The sequence below is a fragment of the Pseudomonas sp. AB6 genome (genome assembly GCF_034314105.1).
GTDB lineage: Bacteria > Pseudomonadota > Gammaproteobacteria > Pseudomonadales > Pseudomonadaceae > Aquipseudomonas.
Map to the genome: position 1 here is coordinate 2,081,756 of NZ_JAVIWJ010000001.1, position 21,739 is coordinate 2,103,494.

The 21,739-nt window shown below is 56.1% G+C and carries 18 protein-coding genes; 4 read left to right on the plus strand and 14 right to left on the minus strand.

Annotated elements, in window-relative coordinates; genetic code table 11:
* Positions 1-105: 105 nt before the first annotated feature.
* Positions 106-1,602: a helix-turn-helix transcriptional regulator gene (locus RGW60_RS09920; RefSeq protein ID WP_322204256.1), complete on the minus strand. Its 1,497-nt coding sequence runs from the start codon at positions 1,600-1,602 to the stop codon at positions 106-108.
* 203 nt (positions 1,603-1,805) lie between these two features.
* On the opposite strand from RGW60_RS09920, the gene RGW60_RS09925 reads away from it, so the two are divergent.
* Complete coding sequence (locus RGW60_RS09925; RefSeq protein ID WP_322204258.1) at positions 1,806-2,861, plus strand: permease; 1,056 nt, start codon at positions 1,806-1,808, stop codon at positions 2,859-2,861.
* Between the two features lie 87 nt (positions 2,862-2,948).
* On the opposite strand, the gene mnmH is transcribed toward RGW60_RS09925, so the two are convergent.
* From mnmH to RGW60_RS09945, 4 genes are all read right to left on the minus strand, one after another.
* Positions 2,949-4,055: a tRNA 2-selenouridine(34) synthase MnmH gene (gene mnmH / locus RGW60_RS09930; RefSeq protein ID WP_322204260.1), complete on the minus strand. Its 1,107-nt coding sequence runs from the start codon at positions 4,053-4,055 to the stop codon at positions 2,949-2,951.
* Positions 4,055-5,089 (minus strand): selenide, water dikinase SelD, encoded by a 1,035-nt coding sequence (gene selD, locus RGW60_RS09935; RefSeq protein ID WP_322204262.1) that lies wholly within the window; start codon positions 5,087-5,089, stop codon positions 4,055-4,057. Before selD ends, mnmH begins: the two co-directional genes overlap by 1 nt.
* Before the next feature lie 70 nt (positions 5,090-5,159).
* Complete coding sequence (lhpI, locus tag RGW60_RS09940; protein ID WP_322204263.1) at positions 5,160-6,065, minus strand: bifunctional Delta(1)-pyrroline-2-carboxylate/Delta(1)-piperideine-2-carboxylate reductase; 906 nt, start codon at positions 6,063-6,065, stop codon at positions 5,160-5,162.
* Positions 6,066-6,153: 88 nt separating this feature from the next.
* On the minus strand, positions 6,154-7,344 hold the full coding sequence (locus RGW60_RS09945) for a DUF2252 family protein (protein ID WP_322204265.1): 1,191 nt from the start codon (positions 7,342-7,344) through the stop codon (positions 6,154-6,156).
* Between the two features lie 122 nt (positions 7,345-7,466).
* Here RGW60_RS09945 and RGW60_RS09950 point away from each other — a divergent pair, with 122 nt between their 5' ends.
* Together RGW60_RS09950 and RGW60_RS09955 are read left to right on the plus strand one after the other, a co-directional pair.
* The gene (locus tag RGW60_RS09950; protein ID WP_322204267.1) at positions 7,467-7,808 is read left to right on the plus strand and encodes an FKBP-type peptidyl-prolyl cis-trans isomerase; all 342 of its coding nucleotides are present in this window, start codon (positions 7,467-7,469) and stop codon (positions 7,806-7,808) included.
* A 134-nt stretch (positions 7,809-7,942) separates the two neighbouring features.
* Entirely contained in the window at positions 7,943-9,880 is a 1,938-nt protein-coding gene (locus tag RGW60_RS09955; protein ID WP_322204269.1) for a DNA topoisomerase III, read from the plus strand.
* Between the two features lie 4 nt (positions 9,881-9,884).
* Here the strand turns inward: RGW60_RS09955 and RGW60_RS09960 are convergent, their stop codons facing one another.
* From RGW60_RS09960 to RGW60_RS09990, 7 genes are all read right to left on the minus strand, one after another.
* On the minus strand, positions 9,885-10,454 hold the full coding sequence (locus tag RGW60_RS09960; protein ID WP_322204271.1) for a DUF4174 domain-containing protein: 570 nt from the start codon (positions 10,452-10,454) through the stop codon (positions 9,885-9,887).
* A 145-nt stretch (positions 10,455-10,599) separates the two neighbouring features.
* The gene (locus RGW60_RS09965; protein ID WP_322204273.1) at positions 10,600-10,776 is read right to left on the minus strand and encodes a general stress protein; all 177 of its coding nucleotides are present in this window, start codon (positions 10,774-10,776) and stop codon (positions 10,600-10,602) included.
* A gap of 159 nt (positions 10,777-10,935) precedes the next feature.
* Positions 10,936-12,291 (minus strand): Nramp family divalent metal transporter, encoded by a 1,356-nt coding sequence (locus tag RGW60_RS09970; RefSeq protein WP_322204275.1) that lies wholly within the window; start codon positions 12,289-12,291, stop codon positions 10,936-10,938.
* Positions 12,292-12,421: 130 nt separating this feature from the next.
* Positions 12,422-14,188 carry an ABC transporter ATP-binding protein gene (locus RGW60_RS09975; protein ID WP_322204277.1) on the minus strand — a complete coding sequence of 589 codons (1,767 nt, stop codon included), beginning with the start codon at positions 14,186-14,188 and terminating at the stop codon, positions 12,422-12,424.
* The gene (locus RGW60_RS09980) at positions 14,189-15,355 is read right to left on the minus strand and encodes a beta-glucosidase (RefSeq protein ID WP_322204279.1); all 1,167 of its coding nucleotides are present in this window, start codon (positions 15,353-15,355) and stop codon (positions 14,189-14,191) included.
* Between the two features lie 2 nt (positions 15,356-15,357).
* Positions 15,358-16,545, minus strand: coding sequence for a UDP-galactopyranose mutase (gene glf, locus RGW60_RS09985; protein ID WP_322204280.1), 1,188 nt, complete (start codon positions 16,543-16,545; stop codon positions 15,358-15,360).
* Positions 16,533-17,717 (minus strand): glycosyltransferase family 1 protein, encoded by a 1,185-nt coding sequence (locus RGW60_RS09990; protein WP_322204282.1) that lies wholly within the window; start codon positions 17,715-17,717, stop codon positions 16,533-16,535. The genes glf and RGW60_RS09990 overlap by 13 nt, the downstream gene beginning before the upstream one ends.
* 400 nt (positions 17,718-18,117) lie before the next feature.
* Between RGW60_RS09990 and galE the strand changes: the two genes are divergently transcribed.
* Positions 18,118-19,146 (plus strand): UDP-glucose 4-epimerase GalE, encoded by a 1,029-nt coding sequence (galE, locus tag RGW60_RS09995; protein WP_322204284.1) that lies wholly within the window; start codon positions 18,118-18,120, stop codon positions 19,144-19,146.
* Positions 19,147-19,209: 63 nt separating this feature from the next.
* Here galE and RGW60_RS10000 read toward each other — a convergent pair whose 3' ends face one another.
* Together RGW60_RS10000 and RGW60_RS10005 are read right to left on the minus strand one after the other, a co-directional pair.
* A complete protein-coding gene (locus tag RGW60_RS10000) occupies positions 19,210-20,163 on the minus strand; it encodes a class I SAM-dependent methyltransferase (RefSeq protein ID WP_322204286.1) in 954 nt (317 codons plus the stop codon).
* Between the two features lie 21 nt (positions 20,164-20,184).
* Positions 20,185-21,519: an iron-containing redox enzyme family protein gene (locus tag RGW60_RS10005; RefSeq protein WP_322206888.1), complete on the minus strand. Its 1,335-nt coding sequence runs from the start codon at positions 21,517-21,519 to the stop codon at positions 20,185-20,187.
* Positions 21,520-21,739: the final 220 nt, after the last annotated feature.

The window sequence follows — 21,739 nt, forward strand, 5'->3', positions numbered from 1 at the left end:
GGCATCCATGCGCGCAATCGTTCATTTGCTATGGGCGAGAGAGTAAGAAATCACGTCCATGGACAAAACCCGAATTTGCACTGGGCGCCTTAGTGCATTTGCACCTTATGATTTGCCGTTTGTTCGCCGCTCACCGCTAAATAAACCGCGTTCTCGGGACCAAACGATAGCTTCGCTACGACTATGAACGTCAAGTTTTGAATACACCGTTGCCACGTGATTACGTACGGTATTGGGTGCAAGTTTGAGTCGAGCGGCGATTTCCTTATCGGCAAGCCCTTCGCAAATCAACCCCAGCACATCACGCTCGCGAGCCGTCAGTTCGGTAAATGAGGTATTTGGTTGATGGGGTGCTTTAGTGCTTTTTACGTTGGCCAGCTTTTCAATCAACGTCTGGCTGAACCACGATGCATCACGCATTACTTCTTCGATGGCCACAATCAGTTCCAACTCGGAACGCTTGCGCTCGGTGATATTCATCAACACCATCAGGTAACAAGGAGCGTCCTGAATAGTTAGGGTGTCCGCCGACACTACGCAATCAATTAGCTCGCCATCTTTTTTGCGAACTCTAAGGTCCTGCTCTCCCACGCTGCCGACCTTTTCGAGGGTCGCAAATAACTGATTGCAGGCACGGGTGTCGTCAATAAAACCGATTTCTGCCGCCGTTTTGCCCAACACTTCCTCAGGATTAAAACCGGTTATTCTGAAAAATGCTTCGTTTACGTCCACTACTTGCTGGCTCTGCGCACTGCACATCAACGTCGGTACCGGATTTAAACGAAAGGTTTTGGCGAAACGCTCTTCGCTCTGACGCAACGCAACCTCGGCTTTGCGGCGCGGTTCCAGGTCGACAAAAGAAAAAAGCATGCAGACTTCATCGTTGATGCTGAGCGGCTGACCGGCAACGATCACCAACTTGCTGCCCCCCGAGGGGAGCTTAAGCTCCGCGTGCATCTGCGGAACGGTCGCGCCTTCACCTAGCCTCTGAACGGCCAGTTCTTTGTTATCGGCCCCCTCCAGCACGTCAACCTCATAAACGGAACGGCCGATAACCTGCTCTCGGGCATAACCGGTCATTTCCAGAAAACCTGGGTTTACCTTGATGTAGCGTAAATCGCTCAGTCTGCAAATTACTGCTGGCGCTGGGTTGGCACCAAAGGTTTTCTCGAAGCGCTCTTCTGCACTGGCCCATTCGGTGACATCAGTCAAAATAATCACCAGCGACTCGGCCTCGCCAGAGATATCGGCCAACGTCATGCTGCGAACTCGGTGCACCCAGATTTTTTCTTCATTGTTGATGGGTCTGACTTCAACCACCACATCACTGAATGTCTCCCCGGCCGCCGCTCGGACAATCGGGTAGTTGTCGTCGGATAACGGGTGGTGGTTGCGATAACGCAAGGTGAATCGCTTGGCGTACGCCTTCGCGTTTACGCCCAACTCACTGACTTGACTGACCCCATGCATAGCCAACGCGGCGTCGTTGGCCCACGCTATGGTCTGATCCACTTCGATCAGAATCACACCGTCGGACAATCCGGAAATGATCTGCTGCAATTGGCGTCGGTTGGTTTCGGTGGCAAGTACGTCTTGGCTCATCGCTTCTCCTGAAAATGCGGCGCCGCACGGTGGGCCCTGGAATTACGACAGCGGGTGAATGCCATCGTGCTGCGGTCGCGCGGTCGGCAGGGGTGCGCGTTAATAAATAACGCTAAAACTGATCGTCTGGGTGCTAAAGCTCAAGTCAGAAACAGAAGCTGAGGTATCATGCGCCGATCCCCCAACTGCCCGGAAACCGCTCAATGTCCACAATGCCTACCGTCGCCCAACCAAGGGGCCTGTCATTCTGGTGGAAGCCAGTTTTGTTCTTGTTGGTGGCGGTCATCGGCCTCTACTACGTCAAATGGTCGCCCTACTACTTGAAATCGTTCGTCGCTGCCGACAACCACAGCATTGGCGCGTCGATCCTTAACGCCCCGCAAGACAACACGTTCAGCGCCGCGCTGGCCTACGCCCAGGTGTACTTTCTGGCAATTTGGAAAGCCGCTGCTTTGGCGGTCATCCTGGGTTCGCTGATGCAAGTGCTGATTCCACGGGACTGGCTGTTGAGTCTGTTCGGCCGCGCCGGTTTTGGTTCGACCTTACGCGGCGGTTTGTTCGCGCTACCAGCGATGATGTGCAGTTGCTGCGCCGCTCCAGTGGCTGCGGGCATGCGCCGGCAACAGGTCTCCGTTGGCGCGGCGCTGGCTTTTTGGATCGCTAACCCAGTACTGAACCCGGCCACGCTGGTGTTCATGGGTTTTGTACTGGGCTGGGAATTCACCGCATTGCGCCTGGTGGCCGGGGTGGTATTAGTGCTGGGTGTCTCGTTGATCGCTCAACGCATCGCCAGCCCAGAACAAGTACCCGAACAAGCGCTGGAAGCCGTTGCAGACGCAAGTTCGACTGATCAAAGTAATTTCTTCACCCGCTGGGGCCGGACCTTGTGGCAACTTTTTTGGAGCACGATTCCGATTTACGTGGTCGCGGTACTGGTACTGGGCGCAGCGCGAGTTTGGCTTTTCCCCCACATCGATGCGTCCATGGGCAACAGCCTGTTATGGATCACGGCGCTGGCCGCAGTCGGTACGTTGTTCGTGATTCCAACCGCTGCCGAAATTCCGATTGTCCAAACCATGATGTCGTTGGGCCTGGGCACCGGCCCTGCCGTCGCGCTATTGATGACCTTGCCCAGCGTGAGCTTGCCGTCGTTGCTGATGCTGCGCCAGTCGTTCGACACCAAGATACTGGTGACCGTGGGCGTGTTGACGATGGTGGTCGGGATTATCAGCGGGTTGGTGGGTGTGGCTATTTTATAAGCCCTGTGCCGTCTGCGCTTGAAACGCATTTGCGAATGAATTCGCTCCGTTTCCGGGCCAAGCGCAGGGGGCTGGGGTACTCCCGACTTAAGCCACACGCAACTGACGGGCCTTCAAATACTCAATCACCGCCGCATGGTTCCCTGAAAACTCGATGCGAGGGCCTTTGCTGTCACGTTGGTACGCGTACATAGGGTCGTAATATTCGCCCAACATCCCGCTTATCCACTCGCGATGCAGGTCCACCGCACCGGAGTTTTCCTGCTCGTCCAGCGCGGCGTCCATCACTGCTGACAGGCGCTGGTAGCGCTCGCCACCCAAGCGTTTGACGATGCTGGCCAGGCTCCGTCGCAGTTGTGCGGCAAACACGCCAAAACCCTGTTCAAGCCCATGCACCTCAAAAAACTCGGCACACAGGTCGACCACGTAGTCTTTCAAAATCCGCTCTACCCGGTTCTCGAATGGCTCTTCAAGCCACACCAACGGGTAGTGCTGCATGCCCTGAAACAAGGTCAACGGAACCGCCCGACTGCCCACCGCCCGGCCCTCATCTTCGATCACAAATTGCGTCGTGCCCGCAGCCCGTTTCTTGAGGATGTCGATGGACAGCGCGTTTTCAAAACTGATCTGGGCCGGTTGCCCCGTGGCATGCTTGCCGAAGCTTGAACCGCGATGGTTGGCGTGGCCCTCCAGGTCCAGAGCGTTGCTAAGTTGGGTCAGCACCTCGGTCTTACCCGACCCCGTCAGCCCCGCCACCAATATAAAATCACATTCCAACACCGCGCTTTCAGTGACGTCCATCAAGTACGTACGCAGCGCTTTGTAACCGTTGAGCACCCGAGGGTATTCAATCCCCGCCTCGTTTTTGAGCCATTGCTGGGTCAGTTGCGAGCGCAGGCCTCCTCGGAAGCAATACAAAAAACCTTGAGGTTGGGAGCGAGCAAACGCGGACCACGCGTCAATCCGGTCCTGCCTGGTCTGGCCGGAGACCAATTGATGGCCCAGTTCGATGGCCGCCTGTTGCCCTTGTTGCTTGTAACAGGTACCGACCCTCTCCCGCTCAAGGTCATTCATTAGCGGCAGATTACACGCCAAAGGGAAAGCACCCTTGTCGAATTCGACCGGGGCACGGACGTCCATCAGCGGGATGTCGTTGAGAAAAATGTGGCGGTAGTCGGCGCTGTTGTCACGCATCAAAACACCTCGACCGCGTGGCTCTGTCGACCGATGAATTCGCCGATCACCGACAAGTTCAAACCCAGCTCTCCAGCCATCGTCAGGAACGCTTCCTGTGCATCAGTCTCGACAGCCACCAACAACCCGCCGCTGGTTTGCGGGTCGCACAGCAACAGTTTCTGAATGGGTGTCAGCGGCGTAAGGCGGCCGCTGTAGCTGTCGAAATTTCGGTGAGTGCCACCCGGCACGCAGTTTTGCTGAAGGTAAAATTCGACGCTGGGCAAACGCGGCACGGCCGCAAAGTCGATACGCGCCGTCAGTTTGGCGCCGTCGGCCATCTCAACCAGATGGCCCAACAGACCAAAGCCGGTAACGTCAGTCATGGCCTTGACTCCTTCGAGTCGGGCGAAGCGGCTGCCCGGCTTGTTCAGCGTGCACATCAAGTCTCGAGCTACGCCTTGATCCTCGGCTCGCAGCACACCTTTCTTTTCGGCGGTGGTGAGAATGCCAATGCCTAGCGGTTTGGTCAGGTACAGCTTGCAGCCTTCGGTAGCAGTGTCGTTGCGCTTCATAAAACGCTTTTCCACCAGCCCCGTTACCGCAAGACCGAAGATCGGTTCCGGCGCATCAATCGAATGTCCGCCTGCCAGTGGAATGCCAGCAGCATCGCAGGCGGCCCGTCCGCCGCGAATCACGTCGCGGGCCACTTCTGGTGCCAGGAGGTTGATTGGCCAACCGAGGATCGCAATCGCCATTAGCGGATCACCGCCCATGGCATAAATGTCGCTGATGGCGTTGGTTGCTGCGATGCGACCAAAATCGAACGGATCATCGACGATTGGCATGAAAAAATCGGTGGTCGAGACCACGCCACGTTCTTCATCGATGGCATATACCGCCGCATCGTCCCGCGAGGCATTGCCGACCCAAAGCTTTGGATCGAGGTTCTGCGCGCCGCTGCCAGTCAGGATCACTGACAGCACTTCGGGGGAGATTTTGCAGCCACAACCGGCGCCATGACTGTATTGGGTAAGGCGGATCGGCTCGCTCATGGGGCACCTCTGAATTCAAATGCGCCGATACTAACAGAGCAAGCCGTAATGAGCCCCGACCAGGCGCTGATCAGCGCCGATCAAGATTGGCTTTGATCACTCGACACGCTGCCAGATCCCATGCCCCGGTGCCCACAGTTTTGAAGACAATGGGTTTTGAGAAGTCGGGTTTGTTGACTAATGCCGATGCCAAGGATTTCACCCTGCCCCACTCTATGTTGGCCAGAATCAGATCGCCCGCCTCATGGGTGGCGCCCAAGGGATCATCGACATAAACGGTGCTGGCATTGATCAATTTGGCTGAAATTTCGGCAGCGTCAGGCGTGAACGCACCGACACCGATGACCAGACAACCGGGTCGGGCTGGCTCAAGGTACACAGGTGTCTTGCTGGTGGTCAGCGTGATGACTACATCTGCATCCGATTGATTGGCCAGGTCTTCGGCCACCAGATTGGGCGCGCGGGCCTTGAACCGCTCAACGAACGCCCGAGCGCTCTGCACAGAGCTGCCGCGAACCCTGATCACTGCGTCGGGGTACACCTCGGCGATCGCCTCCACGTGATTTCCCGCTTGCTTGCCGCCACCAATAACCAACACCGAATTAGGCGATTGTGGCAATAAACAGCTGATGCCCAGCAGGGTGACAGCGGCGGTTCTTCTGCCCGTAACGGTCGGACCATCTACTTGAAACAACATGACGCCGCTTAACGCGTCACAGGCGACCACTTGCCCGTGAATCGTTGGCAGGCCTTCGTTACGGTTGCGCGGATTGACGTTTACGAGTTTGTGGATGGCGATGTCATCCGCAGTCGCTGGCATCGACAGCATCACGCCGCCGTCTTTGAGCGCCACCACCAGCCGTTCAGGACTGACGATGTCGCCATCGACGACCTGCTGAGCAGCAACCCTTAATGCCGCTATCAATTCGCGGATGGGTAACAGCGCGGCTGTTTCAATTTCGTTGAAGACTTTCATGATTTAACTGCACCTGGCTCTTAGCAGGGTTTTTTTTACGCCTGCCCCCGTGTGCCGTCAATCGATTGGTGGCGAATACAGCACTGCGTCAGCGCCCGGTTTCAAGGGCGTAGCGACGGCAATGTTCGAGGTAGCCCTCCTCATGGCTGCCCACTAGCTGCACGACACTGGTCCACAGCCATGACGGCGCATCCAACGTCTTGGAGCGGTTGAGTTGCAAATCAGCCAACCAGCTTTTACGCATATCGTCATCCATCTGCCGGGCATGAGCGATACCCACTATTCGCGCCAAATACCCAGCAGCGCGCATGGCATCGATTTCGTTCAGCGTGTCCAATTCCAGCTTCATGTCTTGCGGTAACAACTCACGAATAAACACACCGTGATCGAGAAAACGGGTGGCCAGCATCCGCTCGCCCAATGCCGGAGACAAATGACGTGCGCCTTCGACCACCCGCCGGGCATTGTCCCGGGGCATATGGGCGCGGGCGGCACGGGGAGCCGCTGCGGCGATGGCTTCTTTAACATCAATCAGGCAGTAATCCTGCTGCTCATTCCCGCCAACCCCCAGCAGTACTGCATAGCGCATTAGCCCCAAAGAGCTGCACCCTTTGACCCAATATGCTGAATCCAACAGCTCAACGCTCGCATCATTGGGTCGGCCTTTAAGCGAGGTCACCAGTTTATGAATCTCTGGAGTGGCGCACAGCAGTTTGATCTCAGCTTTTTCTGCACGGGACAGAGGCCAGAAACTTTTCCCCAGTGGGATCGTCGGGCGTTCGTTTTCGATACGTTCACGCGCCAAATGCTTCCATGTGCGCTGCACGGCAGTGCGCATGCCGCCTTTTACCTGACTAGGCCGTTCGGGATCCTCGCTCTGCTCTTTAACGAACGCCTGTGCATAGCCGCGCATCATCTCTTCAAGCATGCGTGCGGTGGTGACACCCGGCAAGTCCGAACCACGGGCTGCCATTGCCAGAGAAAGCGCCAGCCGAACCAAGTCATGAACCGGATTACCAATGACTGTCTGATCCAGATCGCGAATATGAATATCGATGCGCCCGTGAATATCCCCGGTAGGCCCCAGATTGCCCACGTGACAATCGCCACAAATCCACACATTGGGTCCATGGGGCAAGCGTCGTCCGCGCTGGCTGTGCAGCCATTCATAAAACTGAATGGTGTTACCACGCACATAGGCATGAGCCGAACGGGCCATTTTTTCATTACGGCGGCTGTCGAGCAGCTCGATCCGATCCTGGGGGCGCGGTAGTTTCATGTCGTGTTCTTTCTGAGTGGTCTTGAATTTAATAGACTTAAACGATGAAGCATTCGTTTCATTCTGCTATCAACGACGGCCGCGATAACCGTCTGTGAGTTCCTGAAAGGAAAAAAACATCCATGGGCATTGAATTAGAAATAAAAGACATCCAATTGGGTGCTGGCAAGGAAGTGGTCAAAGGCGCGTTGATCACCACCCACTACACGGGGTACCTACAAGACGGTACGGTATTCGATTCATCCCACGAGCGCGGTAAACCCTTCCAATGCGTGATAGGCACCGGGCGCGTGATCAAAGGCTGGGATCTAGGTCTGATGGGCATGAAAGTCGGTGGCAAGCGCAACCTGTCAGTGCCCGCGCACTTGGCCTATGGCGAACGGCACATGGGGGCACACATTAAACCCAACTCAGACCTGACTTTTGAGATCGAGCTTTTGGAGGTGCTGACGCGGGATGATTAAGACGCCTTCTTCGCCGTTATGGTCTGAAAGCGGTTTAGCGTTTTAGCTGTATATCCATACAGATAAAGCTTGCCTGATTAGCCAACACTGCGCATGCTGCACGCTCTTCCCGCAGCTATGAAAGATCGATAACCATGCGGCTGTTCCTGTGCGAAAAACCTTCTCAGGCCAAAGACATCGCCAAAGTGTTGGGTGCTACCCGACGCGGCGACGGCTGTTGGCTCGGGTCGGATATCACGGTGACTTGGTGCATCGGCCATCTATTGGAGGCTGCACCGCCCGACGCCTATGACGAGCGCTACAAGCGCTGGGCGCTGGCTGATCTGCCGATTATTCCGGCGAAATGGAAGATGCTGGTCAAGCCAAAAACCGCCAACCAGTTCAAAGCCGTCAAACGCTTGCTTGGTGAAGCTCAGGAACTGGTGATCGCCACCGACGCCGACCGTGAGGGCGAAATGATTGCCCGGGAGTTGGTAGAGCATTGCCGTTATCGCGGGTCGATTCAACGCTTGTGGCTCTCGGCGCTGGACGACGCCTCCATTCGCAAAGCCTTGACGACGCTCAAACCCGGTGCCGAAACCTTCAGCCTCTATCACTCAGCCTTGGGCCGGTCCCGTGCCGACTGGTTGATTGGCATGAACATGAGCCGACTGTTCACCCTGCTCGGCCGTCAGTCCGGCTATCAGGGCGTCTTGCCGGTGGGCCGGGTGCAAACGCCAACCCTGCGCCTTGTGGTAGACCGGGACCGGAGCATTGCTGACTTTGTGCCGGTTCCGTATTGGTCCATCGACGTTCAGCTAGTGAGTGACGGCACCTCATTCACCGCACAGTGGGTGGCCCCGGACGATGCCTGTGATGAACACGGCCGCTGCCAGAACCCGGCACTGGCCAACGAGGCGGCAGCGGCATTGCGCGCCGCAGCCACGGCGCGGGTAGCTAAGCTGAAAACCGAACGGATGCGTGAAGCACCGCCGTTGCTGTTTGATTTGGGTACGTTGCAGGAAGTCTGCTCAAAGAAGCTAGGGCTCGGCGCACAGGAAACCCTGGACATCGCCCAGTCGCTTTACGAGCAATACAAAATCGTCACCTACCCACGCAGCGATTGCGGTTATTTGCCCCTGAGCCAACACGCTGAGGCCCCGGCGATATTGGCCGGCCTGGGTCGAGCTGATCCGGGCTTGGCTGACCTGATGAAGCACCTCGACCCAACGCGCCGTTCTCGAGCCTGGAACGACGCCAAGGTCAGCGCCCACCACGGCATTATCCCCACGGCGGCCACCGTGGACCTGAGCCGCTTGGCCAGCAAACAACGTGCGGTTTACACCTTGATCCGTGCGCGTTATCTGGCGCAATTTCTGCCGAACCATGAATTCGACCGAACCCAGGCTGATTTTGAGTGCGCCGGGCAAGGGTTGCGCGCCGTCGGTAAATGCATCGTCGAACCCGGTTGGAAACGCGCCTTGCCGCAAGCCTTGGCGCCGAGCAAAGGCCAGGAAGCGCCCACGCCTCAAGCATTGCCCCCGCTGAGAAAGAGCCAGGAGTGCGCCGTTGAAAACGTGACGTTGAAGGATTTGTGGACTCAACCGCCCAAGCCGTTTACCGAAGGCGATTTGATCAAGGCCATGAAAAACGTGGCCAAGCTGGTCAGCGACCCCCGGCTCAAGCAAAAACTGAAGGACACCACCGGCATTGGTACTGAAGCGACCCGGGCCGGGATTATTCAGGGATTGCTAGACCGCGGTTACCTGAACAAAGTCGGTAAAGCCTTGGCCGCATCCCCCGCCGCATTCAGTCTAATCGACGCGGTACCCCGCGCCATCGCCGATCCAGGGACAACAGCGATCTGGGAGCAGGCGTTGGACATGGTGCAAAACGGCGAAATGACCCTGGAGGATTTTGTCGCTAAACAGTCAGCGTGGATGGCCAAACAGGTAGCACGCTGCACCGAATTAAAGCTGACCATCAGCGGGCCGGCCAGCCCGTCCGGGCGTACAGGAGCGGCCTGGAAGAAAAAACGCAAGCCGACGGTCAAGCCTTCTGCTGCCAAGCGCGAGTCCGTCAGCCGTTCGTAGTCGGTTAGTCATCCAGCGACTTGGCGGGTGTAGGAGACGCCTTCCCGGCTTTGGTTGATTTGCCGACCTTGGTATTTTGCGGCGCTACCGTGTCAGGGGCAGCCACTGGCGCAGAGTTCGAAGTAACGGGCGCGGACGCCTCTTTTTCGCGCATGGGCATTTGATCGATGGTGCTGAAAATCTCCTTCGGATCAATGGGTCCGGAATGCTCGATTTTCTTCTCGCCGTCCTTGCCCACCAGAATGACCTTGGCTTGGCCGCCAGCGCCAATCTTCAACTCGCGAATCAAAGCCATGGTGGTTTGTGCGTCCATGTTTTTGCCGTCGCGCTGGCCTATAAGATTGATCACGGTATACAGGACCATATTACGTTCGTTGAACGCAGCGCGATTGGCCGGTTCGTCTAACGCCTTTTTCAAACTGACCACCGTAGGGTCAACAGAGCTTGAGGCGATAATGATTAACGGTCGCGACCGGCCGCGATCTTGAGCCAAGGGTTCGTCACTGTCAGCCGCCAATGCGTTGCCAATAACAGCCGTGAATAAAGTGGCCAATGCTAAACACCGGATAAGCATGCACAGTTCCTTTTTTGGGTATTCATGCACTAATGATTGCTTATCATGGCGAAAGGTCCAGTCAGCACCTCAAATTATCTGATCGGAACGGCGTAGCCCGTGGGTTTTTGTAGGGACGGGGTTGGCCCCCGTCCCTACAACTCACTTAGGACTTGCGGGCGCCGCCGTGGCTGCTATCACCGCCTTTTTTTCCGGTTTCAGATGTTTTATCGCGATCTTGAGTCGTGTTGCTGGAGCTCTGACCTCCTTTTTTTCCGGCCTCTGAGGCCTTTTCACGATCGTTTGAGAAATTACCCGAGTTAGAATTTCCACTGTTAGGCATGATGCAATCCTCATATTGATTTAGCGAAGCTGTAACGCCCCGCTTTATCTACGAATCCTCGCTCTAAAAATAGTTTTAAAAAAAAGCGCGTAGCTGACAAATGGCATTTTTCTGCTGCGGTTTCAACTAAACGCGATTTAAGAAGAGCCGTTACGCTCCTCAGCCCACGCATGTAATAACTAACAGTTCCACGTTTAAAACCACAATCAGTAGGGCGACGCCCCAGGCGACAAACGTCAGCCAGCGCCCTGTCACGAAATCGCCCATCAGTTTTCGACTTGAGACGAATCGCACCAGTGGAATGACTGCAAATGGTAGCTGCATCGATAGAGCCACCTGACTGAACACCAACAATTTCGTGGCACCGTTTGGCCCGTACAGACTGGTCACTGCAATCACCGGAATAACAGCCAGTCCCCGGGTCAACAGCCGACGCATCCAGTCCGGCACCCGCAACTGGAGAAAACCCTCCATTACGATCTGCCCCGCCAGCGTTGCCGTAACCGTCGAATTGATACCCGATGCCAATAACGCCACCGCGAATAACGTCGATGCCACGCCAACGCCGAGCATTGGCGAGAGCAAGTGGTAGGCTTGTTCGATGTCCAGCACATCGGTGCGACCGGCTTTGTTAAACACCTCGGCCGCCGTAATCAGAATCGCTGCGTTCACGAACAGTGCGAGCATCAGCGCAACACTGCTGTCCACTACCGCCCAATGTAGCCCGAACTTTCTCCCGTCAGAAGTCCGTGGGTAAGCGCGAGTTTGAACGATGGACGAGTGCAGATAAAGGTTATGCGGCATGACCGTGGCGCCAATGATGCCAATAGCCAAATACAAAGCAATCGGATCGGCGACGATCTGAGAGTGAGGAATAGACCCCGCGACAATCTCGCCGATGGACGGATGGACCAACACCATCTGCACCCCAAAGCAGATGAAAATGAGCGTCAGCAAAGTGATTACAAACGCCTCCAGGGCACGAAAACCACGGCCCATGAGCATAAGAATCAAGAATACATCGGCGACCGAGAGGATTACCCCCCATGACAGGGGTAGACCGAACAGCAGATTCAAGGCAATCGCCGTACCGATGACCTCTGCCACATCGCAAGCGATAATGGCACTTTCACATGCCAGCCATAGCGCGATGCATGTTGGCCTGCTGTATTGCTCGCGGCACGCCTGCGCCAAATCCAGCCCGGTAACGATGCCTAACCGCGCCGCGAGCGCCTGTAAGAGGATTGCGATCAGGCTGGATAACAAAATCACCGACAACAGCAGATAGCCAAACTGCGATCCGCCGGCAATGTCTGTAGCCCAGTTGCCAGGGTCCATGTAGCCGACCGCAACCATATAACCCGGTCCGGTAAAGGCTATCAAGCGCCGCAACCAATGCTGGGCGTTGGGCAACGCAATGCTGCCATTGAGTGCGCCAAGACTTAATCTTCGGGCCGGTACCGCTGGCTCACAACCGCTCACGACGGCTGAATCGTTGTTCTCCGGTACGCTCATTGTCCACCCTGTACAATTCGGCCATCGATGGACATCCATTTGGCGCTCCATCGGTGGATGCCGCTCCAGAACGCGAGTTCCGCCGACCTCTATAGCAACCGTCAGTTTCAGCCACAAAGCGCCCCATGGTTCAGGGCGCCTTTTGCGGTAAGGCCTGGGCGGCCCACAACGCTTCGTACACCCCGCCTTGACGCAATAAATCGGCGGGAGGACCGTCCTCCACGACACGCCCCTCTTGCAGAACGATCACACGGTCAAAATTCGCCACCGTGGATAACCGATGAGCGACCGCCAACACGGTACGATTTTTCATAAGATCGCTCAGTGCAGCTTTGATGAACGCTTCGCAATGAGAATCCAGCGCGGAGGTCGCCTCATCCAGGATCAGCACTGGCGCAGCTTTAAGAAATGCCCGCGCAAGACCCAGACGCTGGCGTTGACCGCCAGAAAGCATCACCCCGCGTTCGCCTACCAACGTTTCATAGCCTTGGGGCAGTTGCCGAATAAACTCATCGCAATAAGCATGGCGGGCGGCGGCCAGCACTTCTTCATGGCCAGCGTCTGGACGACCGTATCGAATGTTCTCGTAGACACTGCGGTTAAACAGCGCCGCTTCCTGCGGCACTACTGAAATCTGGCGATGCAGGCTATCTTGGCTGACAGAGCGAATGTCCAGTTGGTCAATGAGGATAACGCCGCCAGACACGTCATCGAGGCGTTGAATCAAGCCGATCAACGTCGATTTCCCCGCCCCAGAAGAACCGACAATGCCGACACGCTGCCCAGCTGGCACAAACAGCGAGAGATGTTCGAGCACCCGCCGACCGTCTGGGTATTGATAACTGACGTCAACCAGCTCGATATTGCCTTTGGAAGTAAACAACTCGACATTGGCGTCCAGCAACGCGTAGGGCTGGATGATGATTCGCAACGTATCGGCTATCGCACCCATTTGCTGCGCTGTATCCACCAGCGCCAACGCCAGGTCTCGAGATCCGTGCAAAATCCTGAAGGTCAACGCACTGACCATCACCACATCACCGGCCGTTACGCTGCCCGCTTGCCAGTCGAGTAAGGCCCACGCCAACATGCCGCCGGCCATTAGTGAGAGACAAACGTCATGCAACATCCGCGCAGACTCAAGGTAGATCCAGCTACGCCGCTGTGCCTTGGCCTCAACTCCGATGGCTTGGGATAAGCGCACGCCTTCGCGAGCCCTGGCGGAGAACGCCTTGATCGTCCAAACGTTAGACACCAGGTCAACGATTTCTCCACCCACCCTGGCCGATTGAGCGGCGAAGCTCATGTGTCGGCTCCGACCCCCGATGCCGAATAAAGTAATCAACGTCGCCACCACTAGCACGCAGCCAACCAATGCGACCGCCATGCCGACATTCACCAGACTCAGCACCGCCACCGCACCGATAAAATCCACACACGGCGGCACTATCTTCCACGCCAAACCGCCATAAATACCCCCCGCAGCGGCACCGGTGGCAGAGATCCGATTACCCAACGCCCCAGCGAAATGCGCTGAAAAGTAATGCATCGGGTGGCCGGTCAGATGATTGAATAAATCGACACGCAAATCTGCACAGCTGGCGATTACCGTACGAGACCCTAACCAACCGCCAAGGCGCCAGAGCAGATTTTCGATGACGATCAGGGTGAGAAAAAGCGCGAACGGTTTCCAGATCAAATCCGTCGAGCGATTGCCCAAGGTCATGATGTCCACCAGCAACTTCATGCCATATTGCACAGCCACCGCGCACACCGCTGCGCCGATCACCAGTGCGAACAGTCCCCCAAACTGCCAGGGCCGCTGCCGAATATAGCGCAGCAAAAAAGCTAGCGGACGTCCAGGTAACGGTCGGTTCACCTCCCGATCACGGCTCATTTAACGGGACTCATTGTCAAATACGTGAGTCTCCATAGCCGGGTTTGCATCCAGCAACGCGAAATGCCGCTGTTGGGCGTGAAGCTCTGACGACAGTGACTCGTCTATCAACCGCCGCCCTTGCTCGTCGGCAAACCCCAACAGCCCGGCCGGGCAGTGCCGATTGTCATCCCATCCCGGGTAATCGAGTATTGGGTACCAGCAAATGCCTTCAATGGGAACGCCGCGAGCCATCGCCAGTGTCGCTTGCTCGCAGATGTACCTCAGCCAACTCGCCCGTTCGTGGCCTTCCGAGCCGGTTTCAGTAATCACGACCGGTCGTTGATAGCGCCGCCAGGTTTCAACCAACATGCCCGCCAGTGGACGGTAACGTGAGTCGCCACGAAAGATTCTCGGGCCGCTGAGAATCCATTGATTGTGCGGGTAATAGTTAACGCCAACGATGTCCAGGTACTCAGGTTTACCACCCAGGCCTGGCCAGCGCTCACCGATCAATAAATCCCAGGCTTCGAACTGAGACATCCGATAGCCTTCGGCCGCAGCCGTATCTTCATGGCGAGAGCTGTCGGCCAGGACGTGAATGATTGGATCGGTCTGGACAAAGCGTGCCCGAGGTTCCACCGCACGGACTGCTTCTATGGCAGCAATGCTGGCCCGCACCAACTGATGTTTGAGCTCCAGCCCCCGCCCGTGTGCACCTGGCTCAAAGTAGCCGACGTCACCGCCAGCCCAAGCCCAGAAAGACATTTCATTCACCAGAGAATAGAACGGAATCTGATCCGACTCATCCCGGACCACGCTCGCCACGGCCCCGGCAAAACGGGCGAACCGATCAACGAATCCCGGGCGCCAGATGTCCAGGCCGTCCGGGCTGCCGTAGTGCGACAGATCCCAAATAACTTGCGTTTTTTGCGCATTGGCAGCCCGCAGCATCGGTAAAAAACTGCTCCAGTCATACCGACCGGATTGCCGCTCGATCAAATGCCAGCGCAACCCATCCCTGACGGTATGGATACCCGCCGTCGCTAACTGCGCGTAATCCTCACGGGCCCATCGGTCATGGGCACTGGAGCGAATGAGATCGAGGCGTTGTCCGTCCCGCCGACGGTGAGTCGAGCACTCGAAACCACCCATAAAAAAACTCTCGAACAGTTTTGCCTGTTGCATGCTCACTCCCCGACAGTGGCAGGCTGTCCTGCCTGTAGCGCCTCACTGGCACTGGTCTCTGCGTCGGCAATGCGCTTGTATAAAGCCAATGCCTGACCCACGACCTGATCCATGTTGTAGTACTTATAAGTCCCTAAACGTCCAAGAAAAGTCACCTCGGGGGTTTCTTCCGCCAACGCTTTATAGCGCGCATACAGCTCAGCATTTTCAGGCCGTGGGATCGGATAGTAGGGGTCGCCATCGTCACACGGAAATTCATAGGTGAGGCTGGTCAGTGGGTGTTCCTGCCCGGTCAAATGTTTGTATTCGGTAATCCGGGTGTAAGGCACCGACTCCGCGGGATAGTTGACCACCGCCACCGACTGGAATTGCTCCTGATTCACGGTTTCATGGAGGAAGCGCAACGACCGATACGGCAATCGACCCAGGCAGTGGCCAAAGAACTCATCAATGGGGCCGCAATACACCAGGTGTCGATAGCTCACGCGCTCACGCACGTCTTCAAAATCGGTGTCGAGCACAATGTCGATGCTCGGGTGATCGAGCATGCGCTCAAACATTTCTGTGTAGCCGTGCAACGGCATCATTTGGAACGTATCGGTGAAATAGCGATCATCCGTGGTGGTGCGGGTCGGAATTCTCGACGTCACTGATTTATCCAGATCGGAGGGGTCCAGGCCCCATTGCTTGCGGGTATAGCCCTGGAAAAACTTCTCATACAGTTCGCGACCGATTTGATTGATAACCACATCTTCCGAGGTACGGATATCGGCCACCGGTTCCGCGCGGCTGGCAAGAAAATCCCGCGCTTGCTCTTCGGTCAGCGATAACCCGTACAAGCCATTAAGCGTCGTCACGTTAATCGGAATCGGCAGCAGCTGCTCATCGACTTTCGCCAACACCCGATGCTCATAGGGACGCCACTCGGTGAAGTCAGACAAGTAATCAACAATGCGCTGGGCGTTGGTATGAAAAATATGAGGCCCGTAACGATGGACCAAAATTCCGGCGTCATTGTAGTGATCGTAAGCATTGCCGCCGACGTGTTCACGTCGATCAATCAACAGCACACGCTTGCCCAGCCCAGCCGCCAACCGCTCGGCCAACACGCTTCCGGCAAACCCCGCTCCGACAATTAAATAGTCGTAGCGGCAAGTTTGCTCAGCCATTTCCAGGGTTATTTTAGGCATTCAATCTGCTCCTTGATTTGGGTCCAGGTCTGATCCCAAGACTTCCCTTCCAACGCTTGATCCGCGTGGCGGTAAAGGGTTTTAAGATCATGGCGATCAAGCAGCGCCGCCTTGATCGCTTGAGCAAAATCCTCGGCCACACCTGCGATGCGCACCACCGGACTGGAGCCATACATGCGTACCACATCGATGATCGGTGTCGACACTACCGGGCAGCCGCCCGCCAGGTATTCAGGGGTTTTGGTCGGGCTAATGAACCGAGTTGATTCATTAATCGCAAACGGCATCAGCGCCACGTCCCAACCACTGAGGTAATCCGGAAGCTGCGTATAACTTTTGCCGCCCAAGTAATGAATGTTGTTCAAGCGCGGCAGGGAAGCAGGATCAATTTTCACCACCGGGCCAATCAACACGAACTGCCATCGCGGGTATTGCACCGCCAACTCTGTCAGTAGCTCAACGTCGAAGCGCTCATCGATAACGCCAAAAAATCCCAAGCGTGGATGACCAATCTCGCGTTGATCCATCGGTTCGGTCTTTATGTTTCGAGCCTCGGCAAAGTGCTCAATATCGACGCTGCTAGGCATAGGATGGACGTTAGCGTGCTGATCGCGTTTGGCTTCCCACAGGCTATACCCGCCGGTAAATACCACGTCGGCGCGCTCCAGCAACTGACGTTCTTTATCAAGCAAGTCGGGTGGAGCGCCCTTGAACGCCGACAACTCATCCATGCAATCGAACACTGTGACCTGGGCATTAAGATGCTCGGTAAACGCCAGACTCATGGGCGTGAAGTACCACAGTAGCAATTCCAGGGGCGGATATTCAGCAAGATACGTGTCGATTAACTCACGCTGTATTCGAGTCACGGCATCGGCAGTCAAACCGGCCGGGACGCGAGGGATCAGTACCTTGACGCCGCTGGCCTGCAACTGCTCTTCAAGCCAGGCAGTCGCTCGGTCCGAGAGCAACGGTTCTTCAAAAAAAAGCACTTGATAGTCCCGGGTAAATCGCGACATCAAATGTTGCGGACGCTGATAAACAAACCCCCAGCGCAAATGCGACAGGCACAACAAGGTCGGTCGCAGGTTGGCTGTGAGTGCCTTGACGGCTTGAGAAATGTTTTGCTGACTATCAACAGCATCGGGGTATTGCGTCTGGGCTTTTTCCATCTTTTCTTCCTCTGCAAAGACGTCTTTACGTACCACCAAGGGTGAAACACCCAAATGAACTTGCTACGGATATGCAGATACCAATGAAGGCAACAACACTGTCAGCCAGACGCAGGACATCCGGTAAAGCCCCTGGTACTTACTATGGGAGTAGGCATCTCGTATAGCCGTTCAGCGCAAATCAAAACGAAGCGACGAAGCGTCACCACCGGTCAGCAACCTGCGCTGAACTCGCGAAGAACCTGGATTTCCCACCCTCAAGAGCAGCGCGATTTCCTGTACTAACCGTAAGCATTGGTTGTCCGGTACGCAGTGGCGCACTGCGCTCGATCAGGCCGTCACGCGGCTTAACTGTTCGCGTTACCGGTCAATGAGGATTGGAAGGTTCGAGGGATACCCAATGATTCTAGTAACTGGGGGGGCGGGCTATATCGGCGCTCATGCAGTGCTTACATTGCTGCAAAACGGATATGAAGTCGTGGTGTTGGACAATTTATGCAATAGCTCGAGAGTCTCCCTGGAACGTGTCGCCCGACTGGCCGGGACTCGACCGCAGTTTGTGTTGGGGGATGTGCGCAATAGACGTTTGCTGGACAAAGTATTCGCCATGTATCCAATCGACGCCGTGATGCATTTTGCCGGTTTAAAAGCCGTGGGTGAAAGCGTCCGCCAACCCCTTCGGTACTTTGAAAACAATGTCAGCGGCAGCGTGACCCTGTGCCAAGCGATGGCCCACGCCGGGGTGTTCACGCTGGTGTTCAGCTCATCGGCCACGGTGTACGGCGAAAGCGAAACCATGCCTATCAGTGAAAGCGCCGAGCTGGGTTCTCCGACCAATCCCTACGGCCACTCCAAACTCATGGCGGAACATGTAATGCGCAGCGTGGCGCATTCTGATCCGCGCTGGGCCATCGGTCTGCTGCGTTACTTCAATCCCATCGGCGCACATCCGTCCGGTCTGCTGGGTGAAGCCCCAAAAAACATCCCGAACAACCTGTTGCCGTATTTACTCCAGGTGGCTCTGAAGCAACTGCCGGCATTGCGCATCTACGGCAACGATTACCCGACACCGGACGGCACCGGAATTCGCGATTACTTGCACGTCGTCGACTTGGCCGAAGGTCATTTGATGGCTTTGAAACGGCTGCGCAATCAACCGGGGATCTCAACCTGGAACCTCGGCACCGGTCGCGGCTACTCGGTCATGGAAGTGCTGCGTGCTTTCGAAAACGTAGTCGGCACGCGTATGCCGATCAGCGTCGAACCAAGGCGCAGCGGTGACATCGCCCAATGCTGGTCAGACCCCAGCAAAGCGCGAAAGGAGCTGGGTTGGAAATCAACCCGGGATTTGAATTGCATGCTTGAGGATGCCTGGCGCTGGCAGTGCTTGAACCCAAATGGGTATGCAGTGGATGCGGTGGCGGTTTAGGTTGGGGTTTCCCAGATTGGTTGTAACCCGGCCAGCAAATAGAGCAGCCGGGCTAACCCACTATCATGCCTTTCTGGTCACGGTCAGGGCGACTGCTGCGATTCGATCCACGTTCTCGTAGCCTTGGGTTGCCAGTTCTTCGCCAAAGACGTCTGGGTCCAGTTCACGGTAGGTCCAAGTGAACTCTGGTTGGCCCAATAAAAGGTTTAACGAGGCAATAAACGGATCGCTGCCGTTAACCATCGCAACTCCGGTGTATAGCAGCAACGAGCCACCCACGGAAAGCCGTGGCAGCGCCTCGTCGACGATTCGCCGTGACAGTTCAGCGCCCAAATTACCCCCGCCGTGGCGGTACGCACGTTGACTAGGGTCTTTCATATAGGGCGGGTTCGCCACGATGAGATCGAACGTGCCGGTGACATTTTGCAGAACATCGCTGTGCTGACAGAACACGTTGGCGACACCGGCCAACGCGGCGTTCACCGACGTCATGCGCAGCGCCACAGGATTGATGTCCGTCGCGAGGACTTGCGCTTCACGCCGAGCTTTAGCAATCAGAATAGCGCCCGCCCCCGAGCCACAACCGATGTCAATCACATGGTTGATTTCATGAAAACTGCTTTGCAGATGAGCTTCGATCACCTGTGCAAACCGATAGGTATCGGGACCGAAAAATACCGCGTCGCTGGCGGTGGTGGGAAAACCGGAATGTACCAGTAGCAAGTCACTTAAGCTCGACCATCGGACCTTGCTTAGCAATCCATTGGGCCGCTCATCAATAACCCCTGCCTGGCGCATCTGCTGCAATTCGTCGGCGGACATCAGGGAGGGCGAAAAGAGTCGGTTCCAACCGAAGACATCGCGCAAGGTGGCCGCCATAGTGGAACCTGCACGCTCATTGACCCGGCGGTGAGTCAGCGGCGTCACGGTGGTGAAGTGATACCCATCTGCCTGTAGCCGTCGGCCCAGTTGTAACAACGCCGTATCAGCAGCTAATTGCTGGTCATCGGTTTGCATCGCATCTCCCTGTTATGAACCTTATTGCCCGATAAATTCGGCGAACAGCCGGGTAGCTAGCAGCCCCGCAGGGGTCGAATGCCGCCCCGGTGCCATACGCTCGATGAGGTACAAAATTTGATGCCGCTGACTGACGCGTTGCAGTTCGGTGCGTAAGCGATCCATATCGGCGTCGACCGTTTTATCGGGAAGGCTGGTGGACATTTGGTGAGGGGGTGACGCTTCACTGGGATTGAAACCAGAGCGAGCCCTGCCGGGCAGCACCCGTGCGCGAGACTGAGTCTGCGCAGGGCACCAACTGCCTGCAATCCAATCGCGCAGAAGTTGTTTTTCATAGGGACTGAACACCCCGAACATTGACGCCCCGGGACCATCGATCAATTGCCAAAACCGGCTGAGCTCCGGGTCTTGGTCACGCTTGATCCAGCCTTTGTTTTGCAACGCTGCCAAGAACTCGGGGATTTTTCCGGGTACCTGCAACCATTGGTTAACCGTCTGACCTTCGAATTTGCAGTAGTCGGAATGCATGTGCTGACCAAAGCTGCGTTTGCGCTCCAACACCTGAATCACCTCGTGCTCAAGGTCGAAGGATTCAATCACTGAAAGTGTATCTAGCCCTAGGTTGTTAAGCCGATAGCCCAACGCAACTCGTCGGTAAAAATCGGCAGGACTGCTGTCCACCGGCATCAATTCCAGGACTGAATGCGCAGCCCTGCGTGCATGGCCGGAACTGGCGTTGTCGATGGTTACGTGCAGCGTGAAGTAATAAGGATCAATGCCCAGCTCGCTGAGTTCATAGGCGGTAATCAGCAGGTGCAACGGTAACTGTTCATAGCCGAGATTGAAGCCGATCACCTCTGGCAAAAAGTGCCGAACGTTATAACCCAGTGCAAGCTGCAACGCGCCCTGAAGATAGTGCTGATTCTGCAAATCGATTGAGGCCTCACAGCCGTGTTCGGCGAGCAACTTGCGGTAGAGAACTACATGGTTCTGCGCGGGGTCACCGTCGCCCAATTCTTCGAGATACGTGCGAACCAAGCCGTCAAAACGATAATCGTCCCAATGCCGCAGCACTCCGTACAGCCAAGCGCCATCCACGGCCTTGCTCGGCGCAACGCATTGCAGGAAATATAGCGCATGCGCCTTGTTAGTGAAGTAGCGGCGATTGCCGCCGTTTTGCCGTGCTTTAAGGTAACGCGCGTACAGTTCACCCACTTGAGATGCCTTGGATTCGACCCAGGTTTCCAAGGTGGATGGATTCTCAGGAAGATCGCAGGGCTGCTCACCCACCAGCGCCAACTGACGATGCAAAAATTCCCGGGCGTCACTGATAACTTCCCCGCCGGGCGTTTGCATCAGTTGATCGTAAAGCCGTTTTATGTCGTCGTTCTCATGGGCAGAATAAAGCGGCGAGACGCTGTGTAAGGCAGTAGTGCGAAAAGTATTCATAGCAACTCCAATGCAAAGGCGGGGGCCTTTTCGGCGCCTCCAGTCAGACCGTCTTTGGCCTGCGCATGTACAACGGAGCCACAGACGTGGCAAAGATTCATTGAATTTGAAATAAGGTAGACGGATG

Coding starts and splice junctions, on each gene's coding strand:
- galE (WP_322204284.1), top strand. CDS start 18,118: ATGATTCTAGTAACTGGGGGGGCGGGCTATATCGGCGCTCATGCAGTG.
- glf (WP_322204280.1), bottom strand. CDS start 16,545: ATGCCTAAAATAACCCTGGAAATGGCTGAGCAAACTTGCCGCTACGAC.
- mnmH (WP_322204260.1), bottom strand. CDS start 4,055: ATGCGTGACAACAGCGCCGACTACCGCCACATTTTTCTCAACGACATC.
- RGW60_RS09955 (WP_322204269.1), top strand. CDS start 7,943: ATGCGGCTGTTCCTGTGCGAAAAACCTTCTCAGGCCAAAGACATCGCC.
- RGW60_RS10005 (WP_322206888.1), bottom strand. CDS start 21,519: ATGCAAACGCCCGGCGGGGAAGTTATCAGTGACGCCCGGGAATTTTTG.
- RGW60_RS10000 (WP_322204286.1), bottom strand. CDS start 20,163: ATGCAAACCGATGACCAGCAATTAGCTGCTGATACGGCGTTGTTACAA.
- RGW60_RS09925 (WP_322204258.1), top strand. CDS start 1,806: ATGTCCACAATGCCTACCGTCGCCCAACCAAGGGGCCTGTCATTCTGG.
- RGW60_RS09920 (WP_322204256.1), bottom strand. CDS start 1,602: ATGAGCCAAGACGTACTTGCCACCGAAACCAACCGACGCCAATTGCAG.
- RGW60_RS09975 (WP_322204277.1), bottom strand. CDS start 14,188: ATGAGCCGTGATCGGGAGGTGAACCGACCGTTACCTGGACGTCCGCTA.
- RGW60_RS09950 (WP_322204267.1), top strand. CDS start 7,467: ATGGGCATTGAATTAGAAATAAAAGACATCCAATTGGGTGCTGGCAAG.
- RGW60_RS09980 (WP_322204279.1), bottom strand. CDS start 15,355: ATGCAACAGGCAAAACTGTTCGAGAGTTTTTTTATGGGTGGTTTCGAG.
- lhpI (WP_322204263.1), bottom strand. CDS start 6,065: ATGAAAGTCTTCAACGAAATTGAAACAGCCGCGCTGTTACCCATCCGC.
- RGW60_RS09960 (WP_322204271.1), bottom strand. CDS start 10,454: ATGCTTATCCGGTGTTTAGCATTGGCCACTTTATTCACGGCTGTTATT.
- selD (WP_322204262.1), bottom strand. CDS start 5,089: ATGAGCGAGCCGATCCGCCTTACCCAATACAGTCATGGCGCCGGTTGT.
- RGW60_RS09965 (WP_322204273.1), bottom strand. CDS start 10,776: ATGCCTAACAGTGGAAATTCTAACTCGGGTAATTTCTCAAACGATCGT.
- RGW60_RS09945 (WP_322204265.1), bottom strand. CDS start 7,344: ATGAAACTACCGCGCCCCCAGGATCGGATCGAGCTGCTCGACAGCCGC.
- RGW60_RS09970 (WP_322204275.1), bottom strand. CDS start 12,291: ATGAGCGTACCGGAGAACAACGATTCAGCCGTCGTGAGCGGTTGTGAG.
- RGW60_RS09990 (WP_322204282.1), bottom strand. CDS start 17,717: ATGGAAAAAGCCCAGACGCAATACCCCGATGCTGTTGATAGTCAGCAA.